Origin of the sequence: Micromonospora endophytica, assembly GCF_003236305.1 — a bacterium.
In the GTDB taxonomy this organism is placed as follows: domain Bacteria; phylum Actinomycetota; class Actinomycetes; order Mycobacteriales; family Micromonosporaceae; genus Micromonospora; species Micromonospora endophytica.
On the sequence record NZ_POTX01000148.1, the window covers coordinates 1 to 15207 of the forward strand.

General features: G+C 71.4%; 17 protein-coding genes. 7 read left to right on the forward strand and 10 right to left on the reverse strand.

The genetic code is table 11. The annotated features are described in order from the left end of the window. Positions 1-764: alpha/beta fold hydrolase (locus tag C1I93_RS19960; protein WP_181445245.1), on the reverse strand; the 764-nt coding region annotated here is incomplete at its 3' end. A gap of 112 nt (positions 765-876) precedes the next feature. On the opposite strand from C1I93_RS19960, the gene C1I93_RS19965 reads away from it, so the two are divergent. The 4 genes from C1I93_RS19965 (at position 877) to C1I93_RS19980 (ending at position 3691) form a co-directional block, all read left to right on the forward strand. Continuing rightward, positions 877-1590: a helix-turn-helix domain-containing protein gene (locus C1I93_RS19965; protein ID WP_111244825.1), complete on the forward strand. Its 714-nt coding sequence runs from the start codon at positions 877-879 to the stop codon at positions 1588-1590. Then, on the forward strand, positions 1587-2411 hold the full coding sequence (locus tag C1I93_RS19970; RefSeq protein WP_111244826.1) for a hypothetical protein: 825 nt from the start codon (positions 1587-1589) through the stop codon (positions 2409-2411). The genes C1I93_RS19965 and C1I93_RS19970 overlap by 4 nt, the downstream gene beginning before the upstream one ends. Positions 2412-2492: 81 nt before the next feature. After that, positions 2493-2807, forward strand: coding sequence for a DUF2516 family protein (locus C1I93_RS19975; protein ID WP_111244827.1), 315 nt, complete (start codon positions 2493-2495; stop codon positions 2805-2807). Beyond that, positions 2804-3691, forward strand: a complete 888-nt coding sequence (locus C1I93_RS19980) for an alpha/beta fold hydrolase (RefSeq protein WP_111244828.1) — start codon at positions 2804-2806, stop codon at positions 3689-3691. Before C1I93_RS19975 ends, C1I93_RS19980 begins: the two co-directional genes overlap by 4 nt. Here the strand turns inward: C1I93_RS19980 and C1I93_RS19985 are convergent. Next, entirely contained in the window at positions 3681-4685 is a 1005-nt protein-coding gene (locus tag C1I93_RS19985; RefSeq protein WP_111244829.1) for a helix-turn-helix transcriptional regulator, read from the reverse strand. The two genes, C1I93_RS19980 and C1I93_RS19985, sit on opposite strands and share 11 nt — an antisense overlap. A gap of 29 nt (positions 4686-4714) precedes the next feature. Then, positions 4715-4858: a hypothetical protein gene (locus C1I93_RS33295; protein WP_420811714.1), complete on the reverse strand. Its 144-nt coding sequence runs from the start codon at positions 4856-4858 to the stop codon at positions 4715-4717. Between the two features lie 158 nt (positions 4859-5016). Here C1I93_RS33295 and C1I93_RS19995 point away from each other — a divergent pair, with 158 nt between their 5' ends. Then, complete coding sequence (locus C1I93_RS19995) at positions 5017-5802, forward strand: EI24 domain-containing protein (RefSeq protein WP_420811715.1); 786 nt, start codon at positions 5017-5019, stop codon at positions 5800-5802. Positions 5803-5810: 8 nt separating this feature from the next. Next, positions 5811-6326 carry an O-acetyl-ADP-ribose deacetylase gene (locus C1I93_RS20000; RefSeq protein ID WP_111244831.1) on the forward strand — a complete coding sequence of 172 codons (516 nt, stop codon included), beginning with the start codon at positions 5811-5813 and terminating at the stop codon, positions 6324-6326. A 27-nt stretch (positions 6327-6353) separates the two neighbouring features. On the opposite strand, the gene C1I93_RS20005 is transcribed toward C1I93_RS20000, so the two are convergent. The 7 genes from C1I93_RS20005 to C1I93_RS20035 form a co-directional block, all read right to left on the reverse strand. After that, positions 6354-7271: a GNAT family N-acetyltransferase gene (locus tag C1I93_RS20005; RefSeq protein WP_111244832.1), complete on the reverse strand. Its 918-nt coding sequence runs from the start codon at positions 7269-7271 to the stop codon at positions 6354-6356. Positions 7272-7373: 102 nt separating this feature from the next. Continuing rightward, entirely contained in the window at positions 7374-8381 is a 1008-nt protein-coding gene (locus C1I93_RS20010) for a LacI family DNA-binding transcriptional regulator (protein WP_111244839.1), read from the reverse strand. Positions 8382-8400: 19 nt separating this feature from the next. After that, entirely contained in the window at positions 8401-9774 is a 1374-nt protein-coding gene (locus C1I93_RS20015) for a GH1 family beta-glucosidase (protein WP_111244833.1), read from the reverse strand. Continuing rightward, positions 9771-10604 (reverse strand): carbohydrate ABC transporter permease, encoded by an 834-nt coding sequence (locus tag C1I93_RS20020; protein ID WP_111244834.1) that lies wholly within the window; start codon positions 10602-10604, stop codon positions 9771-9773. Before C1I93_RS20020 ends, C1I93_RS20015 begins: the two co-directional genes overlap by 4 nt. Beyond that, positions 10601-11608: a carbohydrate ABC transporter permease gene (locus tag C1I93_RS20025; protein ID WP_111244835.1), complete on the reverse strand. Its 1008-nt coding sequence runs from the start codon at positions 11606-11608 to the stop codon at positions 10601-10603. The genes C1I93_RS20020 and C1I93_RS20025 overlap by 4 nt, the downstream gene beginning before the upstream one ends. Before the next feature lie 117 nt (positions 11609-11725). Further along, positions 11726-13030, reverse strand: a complete 1305-nt coding sequence (locus C1I93_RS20030) for an ABC transporter substrate-binding protein (RefSeq protein ID WP_111244836.1) — start codon at positions 13028-13030, stop codon at positions 11726-11728. A 214-nt stretch (positions 13031-13244) separates the two neighbouring features. After that, positions 13245-14009 (reverse strand): maleylpyruvate isomerase family mycothiol-dependent enzyme, encoded by a 765-nt coding sequence (locus tag C1I93_RS20035; RefSeq protein WP_111244840.1) that lies wholly within the window; start codon positions 14007-14009, stop codon positions 13245-13247. Positions 14010-14080: 71 nt separating this feature from the next. Between C1I93_RS20035 and C1I93_RS20040 the strand changes: the two genes are divergently transcribed. Next, the gene (locus C1I93_RS20040; protein ID WP_111244837.1) at positions 14081-15163 is read left to right on the forward strand and encodes a UDP-N-acetylmuramate dehydrogenase; all 1083 of its coding nucleotides are present in this window, start codon (positions 14081-14083) and stop codon (positions 15161-15163) included. Positions 15164-15207: the final 44 nt, after the last annotated feature.

A 15207-nucleotide genomic window follows, 5' to 3' on the forward strand; every position in this document is an offset into this window, starting at 1 on the left:
TCGCCGTCGTCGCTGCCGCCGAAGAGGCGGGCGGCGTCGGGGACGTCGGGTAGGCGGGTCGCCTGCGGGGCCTCGGCGGCGATCCGGTCGGCCAGCTGCCGGATGTCCGGCACGTCCGCCGCGCCGGCGGTGACCAGCACCGGTACGCGCAGTTCCCCGAGTCGCCCGGCGGCGGGCGGGTTCAGCTCGACCACGTCCACCGCACTGAGCGCCAGTTCGGCGGCGAGTGCGCGTTCGTCCATCGCGGTGGCGAAGGCGAGCAGCTCGGGATCGACCTGCTCCGGGGTCCGCTCCGGGCCGACCACCCAGAACCTCACCTCCCCCGCGGCGGTGGCGGCGAAGTCCTCCGGGTCGACGTCACCAACCAGGTCCTCCCACAGCTCGTTCGTCTGGTCCGACCACTCGTGGCCGGACACGGCGGTGCCGAACAGGGCGAGGGCGCTCACCCGGTCGGGGTGAGCCAGGGCGGTGTCGATCGCCACCGCACCGCCGAACGAGCAGCCGACCAGCGCGGCCTGGGGGAGGTCGAGCGCGTCGAGCAGGCCCACCACGTCGTCATGGTGGCTGAACGGGGTGGGCGGCAGCTCGGACTCGCCGTAGCCGCGCAGGTCCAGCGCGATCACCCGGTGCCGGTCGGCCAGCACGTCGATCTGTTTCCGCCACATCCGCCGGTCGGCGATGCCGGCGTGCAGGAGCACCACCGGGGATCCGGTGCCGACCTCGTCGTACGCCAGCACTGCGCCATTCACTTCGATCTTGGTCACCGCAGGACGGTACGGCCGGGTACGAGTGGTGTGCAAACGGCCCGGTGAGACGCTGCTAACTCTGGCTAGCGTTTTGCTTGCATCTGCTAGCAGGGCGGGTTAGCGTTGCGGTATGGCCACTCCCAAAGACCTTCCCGACGTCGGCGGGTTCATTCGTGACCTGCGGCGGAATGCGAAGATCTCGTTGCGGCAGCTCGCCGAGCAGGCGGGCGTCAGCAACCCCTATCTCAGCCAGATCGAGCGGGGGCTGCGCCGACCCAGCGCGGAGGTGCTCCAGCAACTCGCCAGCGCCCTGCGGGTCTCCACCCCGGCGATGTACCTGCGAGCCGGACTGCTCGACGACAAGGAGGGCCAGGGCGTGCTGGCGGCCATCGCCGCCGATGCCGACCTGACCATGGCCCAGAAGCAGTCCCTCACCCAGATCTACGAGACGTTCCGCCGGGAGAACGCCCGGCTCGCCGAGGCGACCGCCGCCGCCGAGCAGACCGCTGCCGACGCCGAGAAGACCGCTGCCGAGCAGACCGCTGCCGCCGCCGAGCAGACCGCCGCCGGTGCCGACCAGGCCGTCGGGTCCGAGCGGATCTCCGGTACGGGCACCGCGGCCGGCGGGAGCGAGCCCAGCAACCCCGACCCCACCGCGGCGGACGTGGCCAACCTGGCCGCGACCGGACCCACCACCGCGGCGGGAACCCCGACCGAGGCCGTCCTCGAGTCGGTCGCCGTTACCGAGGCGGGTACGGCCCCCGCGCCGACCCCCACCCCTGCCAGGAAGACCGCCCGAAAGGTGGTCCGTAAGGCCGCCGCGACGGCTCAGGAGGAAAACTGATGACCCAGCCGAAGACCAACCGCATCCCCGCTCCGCTCTACGCCGCCGCCGGTGCCGGTGAGCTGGCCCTGGAGCAGCTGCGCAAGCTGCCCACCGTGGTCAGTGAGCTGCGTGACCGGGTCGTCAACGATGGTGGGCGGGTCGTCACCGACCTCGGCGGCAAGGCGGTGATCACCGGGTTCGAGCTGCGCCAGAAGGCCAACGACACGCTGCGCACCGTCAACCAGAGCACCGAGTCGCTGCGCCAGAAGGCCGTCCCCGGTGCCGACCTGCACAAGCTGCGCGAGGTCGCCGACGTCAACCGCCTCCGTGAGGTCGCCGACGTCAACCGGCTCCGCGAGGTCGCCGATCTGCACAAGCTGCGTGAGGTCGCCGACGCCAACCGGTTGCGTGGGGCGGCGGAGCTGGACCGGCTGCGCGAGGTGGCCACCCGCAACGCGGCGGTGGTCGTCGCCGGTGCCCAGGTCGCCCAGGAACGGGCGCTGGCCGCGTACGGTGCGCTCGTCGCACGGGGTGAGCGAGTGGTCGGCGCGGGTGTGCTTGAGGCCGCCGAGACGGTGAACGCCGACATCGAGGCCACCGAGGCCACGGTGGAGGAGGTCACCGAGCCCACCGCGGAGCCCGCCAAGCCCACCGCGACGACCGCCGAGCCCGCCGCGAAGACCGAAGTCCCGAGCCCGACCGAGGTCGCCGAGATCGTCGAGGCCAAGCCGGCTGCCAGGAAGACCACCCGGGCCAAGGCCGCACCCCGACAGGCCGCCGCCAAGCGGACCGCAGCCCCGGCGAAGGCCACCAGGCGGAGCCGACCGGCTGCCGAGTGACCCTGATCTCGATGCGCTGCCGGCGATCCCCGGGACCGTCCTGTCGGACGGGACCGGGGTCGTCGGCATAAGCTTGCCGTCATGGCCAACGCCGCGCCGATCTTCGCCTTCGACATCCGCTCCGTGATCGATCTGATCCTGTTCGTCTTCGCGCTGATCGTGCAGGGAGTCGCTCTCGTGCACGCCATCACGCAGCGTTCCGACGCCTTTCCCGCGATCGGCACCCTGCCGAAGGGCGGATGGATCGCGATCCTGGCGGTCACGCTGCTGCTGACGCTGCTGACGCAGACCTCGCTCAGCATCTTCGGGCTGATCGGCATCGCCGCGGCACTCATCTACCTGCTCGACGTCCGGGTCGGCCTGCGCGAACTGGGTGACGGTAGAGGGTCCTGGTGAGGGCCTTCCGCTGGCCCCCGCCGCCCGACGGTGGCCCGCGGACCTGGGGTCCGGGGCCGGGTGGGCCCCGTAGCGGCCGGCCCGCGCTGCCCGAGCCGGAGACCGAGTTGGTCGCCACACCACACGGTGTACGACTGGAGCGGCTGGTCACCGGCACCGGTGACCCGGTCACCGTGTTCGCCCACGGGTTGGGCAACGGCATCGCCACCACCCGTCCCTTCGGCAGCGGTGTCGCCGGCCGGAAGGTCTTCTTCCAGTTCCGCGGCCACGGCCGCTCCGAGGCCCCCGACGGCCTGTGGAGCTACCTCGACCTCGCGCGGGACCTGCGGGCGATCGCCGATCTCAGCGGCGCGACCCGCGCCTTCGGGGTCAGCCTCGGCGCGGGTGCGTTGTGCCGCCTGCTCGTCGAGAGCCCGGAGCGCTTCGAGCGGATCGTCGTCTTCCTGCCGGCAGCCCTCGACCAACCCCGGGATCCGGCCGCCCGGACGCGGCTGATCGAGCTGTTGTCGGCGGTGGAGAGCGGGGACGCCTCGGCCGTGGCGGAGGTCGTCGCGGCCGAACTGCCGCCGGCCGTACGCAACACTCCGGCCGGCTGGGCGTACCTGCGTCAGCGGCTCGACCACCTGCTACGCGACGGCCTCGCGCCCAGCCTGGCCGACCTGCCCGGACAGGTGCCGCTGGCCGACGCCGGGGGGCTCGCCGCGGTCACCGCACCGGCCCTGATCATCGCGTGTGAGGGCGACGACCTGCACCCGGTGGAGGTCGCCGAAGAGCTTGCCGCCGTGCTACCCCGGGCGACCCTGCACAGGTATCCCCGCCCCGGCGTGCTCTGGACCGACCGCGCCGACCTGCGGGCGCGGATCGCCGAGTTCCTCAACCAGTGACCGCCGCCGGGCCGCCCGCGCTGCCGGTCGCGTAGAGCGCGGCGGACCGGGCCGCCGCCTCGGCCAGCCGCGCCCGAAGCTCCGGCGGGTCCAGCACCTCCACCTCCGGACCCAGCCCCAGCAACTGGGTGTACGCCACGTCGACGGACTCGACGGGCAGTCGGGTCGTCACCCAGCCCTGCCCGTCGGGTTCACCAGCGGCGGCGACCGCCTCGGCGTACCCGAACGGGATGTCGGCGTGGTGTCGCAGCCGGCGCAGGCCGGCGGGGCTCAGCCGGAGCCGCACCTGTGCCCGCAGCATGCTTCGCAGGAACGACTCGGCCTGCTCCCGCCAGTACCCGGCCAGGTCGAAGTCCGGCTCCCGGACGAAGCTCTCCTCGTGCTGCTCCACGGTGGTGACCCGGTCCACCCGGTAGGTCCGCAGGTCGTCGCCGACCCGGCCGACGAGGTACCAGATCCCGCTCTTGAGCACCAGGCCGTACGGGCAGACCCGCCGGGTCACCTCCCGGTCGCCGCGCCGGTAGCGCAGCGTCACCTCCCGGTCCCGCCAGACCGCCCCGGCCAGCTCGGCCAACCACGGCGGCGGTGCGCTCCGGTGGTACCAGCCCGGCACGTCCAGGTGGAACCGCTGGCCGGTGCGGACCGGCGCGTCCCGCAGGCTCGGCGGCAACGCCGCGAGGACCTTCAACTCCGCCCCCGCGACCGCGTCGGCCAGCCCCATGTCACCGGCCGGGCCCGGCAACCCGGCGAGGAAGAGCGCCTCCGCCTCGTCCCGGGTCATCCCGGTCAGCCGGGTCCGGTAGCCGCCGAGCAACCGGTAACCGCCGGCCCGCCCCCGGTCGGCGTAGACCGGCACCCCGGCGGCGGAGAGCGCCACGATGTCCCGGTAGACGGTCCGCTCGGAGACCTCCAGCTCCCGGGCCAGCTCCGCCGCCGTCATCACCTCGCGCGCCTGCAACAACAACAGCAATGAGATCAACCGCGACGCCCGCACCCACCCATTGTGTAAGGAGGGGCCCCCTGCTAACGCCTCGTGTATAGGAGGGGCCCCCTATTAACACGCCGCCGGCTACAGATCTCACCGGCCGCGACCTCGAACGACACGTCGTGCACCGCCACCGTTTCGCCGTAGCGCTTGTGCAGGTTCGTCACCTCGATGACAGGCATCGGCCCACCTCCCGCCGTCGTGTTCCCCGTACCTGACAACTGTCGCCAGACGCGGCCGGCGGCGTATCGACCAGCTGTAGGTGATCTTGGTCGGCTCCGGTTGACCCCGCCGATCCGTCAACCGGTTGATGCGGCGGTCAGGGCTTACGCTTCTCGGCGTGAACGCATCCGCGATCCCCGGCACCGCCGTCGGCACGGCCCGTCGATTCGCCGGCGGCGCCGCGCTGCTGCTGCGCGGCATCGGACTGTACGTACGCAGTCCCGGCCTGATGCTGCTGGGCGTGGTGCCGGCACTGATCTCCGGGACGCTCTTCGTGGCCGCGTACGCCGCGCTCGCGTACTTCGTCGGTGACCTGGCTGCCGCGGTGACCCCGTTCGCCGACGACTGGTCGGCGACCGCCCGCCGCGTGGTGCGGCTGATCGCGTCGCTGGCCCTCCTCGGTCTCGGTGGCCTGCTCGCGGTGCTCACCTTCACCGCCGTCACACTGGTCATCGGCGACCCGTTCTACGAGAAGATCTCCGAACGGGTGGAGGAACGGTACGGTGGCGCGTCCGACGCGGTCGAGGTGCCGTTCTGGCCGTCGCTGCGGCGCAGCATCGTCGACTCGCTCCGGCTGATGGGCCTGGCGGCCCTCGTCGGCATCCCGCTCTTCGTCGCCGGGTTCATCCCGCTGGTCGGGCAGACCGTGATCCCGGTGATCGGCGCGGCGGTGGGCGGCTGGCTGCTCGCCGTGGAACTGGTGGGTTCGACCTTCTACCGGCGGGGCAAGCGGCTGCCGGACCGCCGCGCGGCGCTGAAGGCGGACCGGCCGACCGCGCTCGGCTTCGGGGTGGCGGTCTTCGTCTGCTTCCTGATCCCACTCGGAGCCGTACTGCTCATGCCGGCCGCGGTGGCCGGCGCCACCCTGCTGGCCCGCCGCTCACTCGGCCAACCGATCACCTGAGGAGTGCCGTGAAGATCAACCTGGTGGAGGGGGACATCACCGTCGAAGAGGTGGACGTGGTGGTCAACGCCGCGAACTCGTCGCTGCTCGGCGGCGGGGGAGTGGACGGCGCGATCCACCGTCGGGGCGGGCCCGCGATCCTGGCGGAGTGCCGGGCGCTGCGCGCCTCCCGCTACGGCCGGGGCCTGCCGACCGGGCAGGCGGTGGCGACCACCGCCGGCGACCTGCCCGCCCGCTGGGTGGTGCACACCGTCGGACCGGTCTGGTCCGCCGACGACTACCGCTCGGGGCTGCTGCGCGACTGCTACACCAACAGCCTCGCGGTCGCCGACGAGTTGGGCGCGACGAGCATCGCCTTCCCGCTCATCTCCGCCGGCGTCTACGGCTGGCCGGTGGAGGACGCGGTCCGCCAGGCGCTGTCGGTGCTGCGCGCGGCCACCCCGACCCACCTCACCGAGGCCCGGCTGGTGCTCTTCGGCGCCGACACCCACGCCACCGCCGAGCGGGTGTACGCCGCCGGCTGACCCGACGCGGTCGGTGTCGGCCTGACCTCACCTGGTCGGTCGTAGCTCGCGTACGCAGGACCACTGGGTGGCCACCGGCCGGTAACCGAGCCGATCGTTTATCGCCAGCATCGGCGCGTTCGCGGCATCGTTCCCGGTGTACGCGAGGGTGGCCCCGTCCGCCGCCGCCCGGTGCAGGGCGGCCAGCTTCGTCAGCCCGGCCAGCCCGCGCCCCCGGTACGCCGGCACGGTGCCGGTGTAATCCGACCACACCCGAGTGCCGTCCCGGGTCAGCAGGCTTATCGCGACCAGCTCACCGTCGACCTCGGCACCCGTGCTGGCCGCCCGGTCCAGCCCGACGTTGTCCCAGGTGTCGGCCCGCCACTCGGCGTACCCGATCGCACCGCCGACCACGTCGCCCGGCTCGTCGACGCTGGCCAGCGCCTCCACCCGGTGCACCAGACGCGGATCCACCTCGGCCAGCGAGCGCAACCGGACCCCGGTGGGCGTCGTGGCCAGCGGCGGCAGTCCGCGCAGTTCCCGCGCGGAGAAGCGCTCCGGCCGGCTCGGGGTGAAGCCGTGCCGGCGGGCGAACGGCAACGCCTCCGGCAGCGCGCGTCCCCGCAGCCGGACCAGGTCGAGCGGGGCGAGGTGAGCCAGCGCCCGGGCCAGCAACGCGGCGCCGATCCCCCGCCGCCGGTGACCCGGATGCACGTGCAGCAGCGAGATCTCACCGACCGCCTCGGCGGTGTAGGTGTTGCGGCACGCCGACACCCAGCCGACAAGCGTCCCGGCGACCTCGGCCACGAAGCCGGCCCAGTGCAGGCCCGGCGGTGGCGTCGCGATCTGCTGCCGGACGTCGCCGACGCTGCGCACCAGGAACGGAAAGACGAGGGTACGCAGCGCCACCACCGCCGGGGCGTCGCTGGGGTGGGCGGGGCGGAGGAAAAACGGTGGATCAGGCATCCGGCGCAGGCTAGCCCGCGCTGGCTTCGGTGGGTAGCCCTGTTGTCGCTCCAGCGACAACAAACCGACCCACCCCGCGTCGGCGGGCGGCGCTCGTACACCTCAGGCGGAGTCGCGGATGACCAGTTCGGTGGGGAGGATGAGGGCGGGTTCGACGGTTTCGCCGGCGGCGAGCCGGAGCAGCAGTCGGGTGCCCTGCCGGCCGAGTTCCACTATCGGCTGCCGGACGGTGGTCAGCGGTGGATCGGTGTACGCGGCCGTCTCGATGTCGTCGAAGCCGATCACCGCCACGTCGTCCGGCACCCGCCGTCCCGCCTCGCGCAGCGTACGCAGGGCGGCGTGCGCCATCAGGTCCGAGGCGGCGAAGACGGCGTCCAGGTCGGGGTGGGCGGCGAGCAGTTCGCGCATCGCCGCCGCCCCGGACTCGCGGGTGAAGTCGCCGAGCGCCACCATCTCGGGCAGCCCGGCGGCGGCCACCGTGTCCCGGTAGCCGGCCAGCCGCTCGATCCCGGCGACCATGTCCTGCGGGCCGGCGATGGTGGCGATCCGACGGCGTCCGCTGTCGATCAGGTGGCGTACCGCCCGGGTGACCCCGCCGACCTGGTCGACGTCGATGTACGGCACGTCCGCCCCGTCGAGCGGGCGGCCGCTGCACACCACCGGGATGCCCAGCGCGGCGAGCTTGGCGGGCAGCGGATCGGCACCGTGCAGCGAGGCGAAGAGCACCCCGTCGACGTGCCGGCCGGTGGTGTAGCGCTCGACCCGCTCGTGCCCGGCCGGCGAGCCGGCCAGCATCAGCACGAGCTGCTTGTCGGCGGCCTCCAACTCCTGGGCGGCGCCCCGGATGATGCCGGGGAAGACCTGGTCGTCGGAGAAGACCCGGGTGGCCTCTTCGGGCATGACCAGGGCGATCGAGTCGGTCCGCTGGGTGACGAGGGTGCGGGCGGCCAGGTTCGGCACGTACCCCAACTCGGCGACCGCCTGGCGGACCGCCTCCTGGATCGGCTCGGCCACCGTGGTCGAGCCGTTCACCACCCGGGAGACGGTGGCGCGGGACACTCCGGCCCGTCGCGCCACCGCTTCCAGAGTGGGCCGCTGCGCCCCCGTCATCGGCACTACCACCACCTCGTCACAGCCCGTTCCGGGAGATCACCTCCTGGTACCACCGGGCGCTGGACTTCGGTGTACGCCGCTGGGTGAGGTAGTCGACGTGCACGATGCCGAATCGCTTTCGGTACCCCTCGGCCCACTCGAAGTTGTCAAGCAATGACCATACGAGATAGCCGCGCAGGTCGACGCCCCGGGCGATGGCCTCGTGCACGGCGCGCAGGTGGCCGTCGAGGTAGGCGATCCGGTCGTTGTCGGCGATCGGGCTGGTCGCGTCCGAGGTTCCCTTGTCCGGGAAGGCCGCGCCGTTCTCGGTGATCAGCAGCGGCGTGCCCGGATAGTCGGTGGCGATCCGCTCCAGCAGCCGGGTCAGCCCGGCCGGCTCGATCATCCAGCCCATGTCGGTGAGCGGGCCGACCGGCGGCAGGAACTCCACCGCCCCCTCGGTGCCGGGGAACGTGCCACCGCCGCCCGCGCCGTCCGGTCGCCCGGCGACGTAGGTCGGCGCGTAGTAGTTGATGCCGAGCAGGTCGATCGGCGCACCGATGATCTTCTCGTCGCCGTCCTGTACGAACGCCGGCTCGACGATCCGGGCGACGTGTTCGCGGATGTCGTCGGGGTAACCGCCGGCCAGCAGCGGATCGAGGAAGATCCGGTTCTGCAGGCCGTCGACCAGGCGTACCGCGGCGGCGTCGGCGGCGCTGTCCGGGTCGGCGGGGCGTACGTCGGCCGGGTTGAGGGTGATGCCGACCCGGCCGGCACCGGCCGCGCGCAGCGCCTGGGTGGCCAGGCCGTGCCCGAGCAGCAGATGGTGTACGGCGGCGAAGGCGGCACCCGGGTCCTGCACCCCGGGCGCGTGCACCCCGCTGCCGTAGCCGAGGTACGCCGCGCACCACGGCTCGTTGAGCGTGGTCCAGGTGCCGATCCGGTCGCCGAGTCGGGTGTACACGGCGGCGGCGTAGGTGGCGAAGTGTTCGGCGGTCTCCCGGGTGGTCCAGCCGCCCCGATCCTCAAGCGTCTGCGGCAGGTCCCAGTGGTAGAGGGTGACGATCGGGTCGATGCCCCGGCCCAGCAGCGCGTCGGTCAGCCGGTCGTAGAAGTCCAGCCCGCGCGGGTTGACCGGGCCGCTGCCGTCGGGCTGGATCCGGGGCCAGGACACCGAGAACCGGTACGCCTGCAACCCCAGCTCGGCCATCAGCGCCACGTCGTCGGCGTACCGGTGGTAGTGGTCGCAGGCGACGTCGCCGGTGTGCCCGGCGTGGACCTTGCCGGGCGTACGGCTGAAGGTGTCCCAGATCGACGGGCCGCGCCCGTCGTCGCGGGCCGCGCCCTCGATCTGGTACGCCGCGGTGGCCGCACCCCAGAGAAAGTTGTCGGGGAACCTGATCTCAGTCACGCCTTGACCGCACCTTCCATGATGCCGCCGATGATCTGGCGGCCGAACAGGACGAACACCAGCAGCAGCGGCAGCGTGGCGATGGCCGTACCGGTGAACACCTGGGACATGTCCTGGTAGTAGCCATCGGACAGGGCCCGCAGGGACAGTTGCACGGTGGGATTCTCCGGATCGTTGAGTACCGCGTACGGCCAGAGGAAATCGTTCCACGTGGTCATGAAGGTGAGTAGGCCGAGCACGGCGGCGGCGGGACGCAGCGCGGGCACCACCACGTTCCAGTAGATCCGGGCCGTGCCGCAGCCGTCGACCCGGGCCGCCTCGATCAGTTCGGTGCTCACCGCCTGGCCGGCGTACTGGCGCATCATGAACACCCCGAATCCGGTGACCAGCGCGGGCAGGATCACCGCGGGCAGTCGGTCGTTCAGGTTGAACTTCGTCATCAGCATGTACAGCGGGATGACGCCGAGCTGGGTGGGCACCATCATGGTCGCGATGATCACCATGAGCAGCGCGTTGCTGCCCCGGAACCGTAGCTTGGCGAAGGCGAAACCGGCCAGGCTGGAGAAGAGAACCACCGAAATGGTGACGGTGGTGGCCACGATCGCCGAGTTGATCAGCCCGGCCAGGAAGTACGCGTCGGTGTTGGCGAAGAGTCGGGAGATGTTCGCGCCCAGGTTGCCGCCCGGGGTCATCGGCGGCGGCAGTTGTCCCATGGCGTCGCTGGAGCGGCTGGCCACCACGAACATCCAGTAGATCGGGAAGACCGACAGGACCGTCGCGGCGATCAGCGCGAAGTAGGTGAGCGGGCTGGCCCGCCAGAGCCGGTTCATCGGGTTCCGCCCTTCCGCTTGCCGGTGTCCGGCCGGGCACCGGCGCCGAGCCGACGGATGATCAGTACGTTGATCGCCGCCACGATGGCGATCAGGGCGAAGAGCAGCCAGGCCACCGCCGAGCCGTAGCCGAAGTTGTAGTAGGGCGCGAAGGCGTTCTCGAACATGTACATGGTCAGCGTCTGCGATTCGCGCAGCGGCCCGCCCCGGATCGCGTTGGTGCCGGAGTGGAAGAGCCGGGGCTCGGTGAAGAGCTGGAGCCCGCCGATGGTGGAGATGATGACGCAGAAGATGATCGTCGGCTTGAGCAGCGGCACGGTGATGGACCAGAACTGCCGGGCCCGGTTCGCGCCGTCGATCGCCGCGGCCTCGTACATGTCGCGGGGGATGGCCTGCATGGCGGCCAGGAAGATCAGCGCGTTGTAGCCGGTCCAGCGCCAGTCGACCATGGCGGAGATGGCGACCCAGGAGGCGAAGCGGTTCGACTTCCACTCGATTCCGTCGATGCCGACCAGGTCGAGCAGCCAGTTGACCATGCCGAACTCGCGACCGAACAGCACCCCGAAGACGATCGCCACGGCGGCGGTGGAGGTCACGTTCGGGATCAGCACCGCCATCCGCCAGCCGGTCCGCAACCGCAGGTGCCGGTTGAGCAGGTTGGCCAGCCAGAGCGCCAGCAGCAGCTGCGGCACCGTGCTGATCAGGAAGATGCCGAGGGTGTTGACCACCGAGTGCCAGAAGTCGACGTCGGCGAGCAGCCGGGTGTAGTTCTCGGCGCCGATGAATGTGGGGTCGGTGCCGAGCAGATCCCAGTCGTGCAGCGAAACCCAGAAGGTGTACGCCAGCGGCCAGGCCCCGAACACCGCGAAGACCACGAAGAACGGGGCGATGTAGAGGTAGGGCGAGTATTTCGCGTCGATCCGGCTCCACCAGCCGGAGCCCGCCGGGCGGGGGGTGCCCGTCGCCGGTGTGACCGGTGGTCGCGCGTCGAGCTGCAACGCCATGACCCGTTGACTCCTTTCCACGCCCCCACCCCGCGCCGATCCGCTGCCGGCCGCCGCGCCCGACGTGGAGCGGGGCAGGTCGGTGGATCGGCGACGGGGTGGGCGGACGTCGGGTCGTTACTTGGCGGCGGCCTTCTTGGCGTTGGCGATCGCGTCCTGCCACCCCTGGTCGGGGCTGCGCTGGCCCAGTTCGACGGTGCGGACCGCGTTCTCCACCTCGGTCCGTACGGCCTGGTTCTTCGGGCCCATGTAGACCGGCTTCAGGGTCTTGGCACCCTCGCCGAAGATCTTCCCGACCGGGGCCTGCGAGAAGTACGCGTTGGTGGCCTCGACGATGGCCGGATCCGCAAGCGCCTGCGGCGACGAGGGCAGCGGCCCCTTGGTCTTGAACGCGCCGATGTGGCCCTGCGGGCTGGTCAGGAACTTGACCAGCTTGATGGCTTCCGCCTGGTGCTTGCTCTGGGCCGGCACGGCGAGGTGCGAGCCGCCCCAGTTGCCGCCGTCACCGGGCACCCGGGCGATGTCCCATTTGCCGCTGGCCTCCGGCCCGGCGTTGCCCTCGATCACCCCGGTCATCCAGGCGGGGCAGGCGATGGTGGCGAACTTGGACTGCTTGAAGGCCGAGACCCACTCCTCGGACCAGGAGCCGTACTTGCCGGAGAGGCCGGCGTTGATGATGGCCATCGTGGTGTCCCAGGCCTGCTTGACCGCGGGGTTGCTCTCCACCACCAGGTTGTCGCTGGTGTCGTAGTAGTGGTAGCCCTGCGCGTTGCCGGCGGTCTGGAGCACGATGGTGTTGAACGTGTTGGTGGCGGCGTCCAGGAAGGCCGCGCCGGTGTTGGCCGCCTTGAACTTCTCGCCGGTGGCGATGAAGTCCGGCCAGGTCGGCCAGAGCTTGGAGACCTCTTCGCGGTCGGTGGGCAGCCCGGCCTTGGCGAACAGGTCGGTGCGGTAGCACATGGCCATGCCGCCGACGTCGGTGCCGAGCCCGATCAGCTGCTGGCCGTCGGCGGTGAGCCCCTGGTTCCACTTCCACTCCAGGAAGTTGCCCTTGAGTTCGGCGGCACCGTGGTCGAGCAGGTTGACGAAGTTGTTCGGGTTGGCCTTGTACTCGACCATCAGGCCCTCTTCGATGGCGACCACGTCACCGGCGCCCTTGCCCGCGGCGAGCCACTGGGTGAGCTTGGGCGAGTACTCGTCGAGGTTGCCGCCGGTGCCCCGCTCGACGATCTTCACGCCGGGGTTGGCGTCCATGTACTCCTGGTAGAGCTGCTCGTAGCCGAACTGCCCGAAGACGTCGACGGTGAGGGTTATCTTGCCGTCCCCGGCGGCCTCGTCGCTGCTGCAACCGCTGGTGACGAGCAACGCGCCGGCAGCGGCCAGGGCGACCGCGGCGAGGCGGCGGCGCGGAAAGGTACGCATTATCTGGTGACCCCTCTCAGGTCGGATGGTGGTGGGGGTGGGTCTGAGAGCGCTCTCTCGTAGCCTGCGGTCCGGTCCGGATCCATGTCAAGAGAGCGCTCTCTCGCCGAGGGTCACAGAATGGCCACGAGCGGCCCTCCGGTCAGGAGGGCCGCTCGTGGCGGAGAACCGGTGCGTCAGCCCCTACCCAGGGCCAGCCAGCACGCTCAGTGGGTCAGCCGGTGCGCACCCCGGCCAGCAGGGCGCGGTCACCGGCGACGGTGAGCGTGTCGAAGCTGATCCGGCCCCAGAGCGCCAGCAGCAGGTCGCTCGCGGTGGCGCTGACGTGCACCCGGGCGTGGTGCTCGTCGTGATCGAGGATGGTGCCGGTGTCCAACAGAGCGACACCCTCGCCACGCAGCCGGAGATACCACTCCTGGGCCGCGTCGGTGGCGCTCAGCCGGACCACCCCGCGCCACTGCCCGGTCGCCGCTCGCCGGCCCGCCGGCAGCCAGGTGTCCAGCACCTCGCTCACCCCGTCGGCGGCGAGCTTCGCCTCGATCGGTTCACCCGCGGCGATGGCCAGCTGAGCGTCCCAGCGGTGCACCGCCGTCTCGTGCGCCATCCGGCGCGGCCAGAAACCCGCCTTCTTCGGCTGCGGCGCCCAGTTCCACGCCGGTGCCTCCGGGTCGAGGGTCTCGAAGCGCGCCATCAACTCGTCGTACGCCCGCTGCCACTGCTGCGCTGCGGTGACCCCCGGCGTCAGCTCGGGTCGCTGCGACCGGCGCTGCTGCGGCGGGGTGTTCGTACCCGTGCCGGCGACGGTGCTCACCCACTGGTAGATGCCGGCCAGATGCAGGGCCAGGTCGGTCACCGTCCAGCCGGGGCAGGACAGCACCGGTGTCTCAGGTGGGGCTTCCGCCACCGCGGCGCCGAACGCCGGGCCCTCCGTCCGGAGCGCACCGATCCAGAAATCCTTGGTGCCGTGCATTCTGCTCATCGCCATCCTCCCGGGGGTGACCGGACCACCTGTGGGGTGCCGCGGCTACCCCTCAGCCTAGGGTGAAAGGTGTGTCTGACGTCTACGCCCAGCCGACAGCTGCCGCTGAACCTGTCACCCCGGGTGATCTGTCGCAATACACCACATTGTGCCTTGGTGGTCCGGCGGGACGGATAGTCACCGCCGCCAGCGCCGAGGAGATCGTCGCCCGGGTACGCGAGGCGGGAGACGACCTCCTCCTGCTCGCCGGTGGCAGCAATGTGGTGATCGGCGACGCCGGGTTCCCGGGCACCGTGCTGTTGGTCCGCTCCCGGGGCCTGCGGATGCTGACCGAGGACGAGCACACGGTGACGATCCGCGTCGAGGCCGGTGAACCGTGGGACGAGCTGGTCGCGACCACGGTGGCCAACGGCTGGTCCGGGTTGGAGTGCCTGTCCGGCATCCCCGGCTCGACCGGGGCCACCCCGATCCAGAACGTCGGAGCGTACGGGCAGGAGGTCGCCGAGACCATCACCGGCGTACGGGTCTACGACCGTCGTACCGGGACTGTCGATCAGGTGGCGGCGGCGGACTGCGGCTTCGCCTACCGGAGCAGCGTCTTCAAGGGCAACGAACGCTGGGTGGTGCTCTCGGTCGACTTCCGGCTGGCGCGTTCGCCGTTGTCCGGTCCGGTGCGTTACGCGGAACTGGCCCGGGCGCTCGGCGTCGAGGTGGGCGACCGGGTGCCGCTCGCCGAGGCGCGTGCCACGGTGCTGCGGCTGCGCGCCGGCAAGGGCATGGTGCTCGACGCGACCGATCCGGACACCCGCTCGGTCGGTTCCTTCTTCACCAATCCGGTGTTGGACGGTGCCGGGTACGCGCTGCTGCGGGAGCGCGCCGCCGATCTCGGCGACCCACCGGCCTGGCCGGGTGCCGGGGACATGGTGAAGGTCAGCGCGGCCTGGCTGATCGACAAGGCCGGCTTCGGTAAGGGTCATCCCGGCCCGGAGGGCGTCGCCATCTCCAGCAAGCACACCCTCGCCCTGACCAACCCCACCGCCACCGCCAGCACCCGGGCCCTGCTCACCCTCGCCCGCGAGATCCGCGACGGCGTCCAGGCCCGTTTCGGCGTCACCCTGCACCCCGAACCCATCCTCATCAACTGCACCCTCTGACAGCCGACCCCGGGTGGGCGTCAGAGGGTGCAGTTGATGAGGAT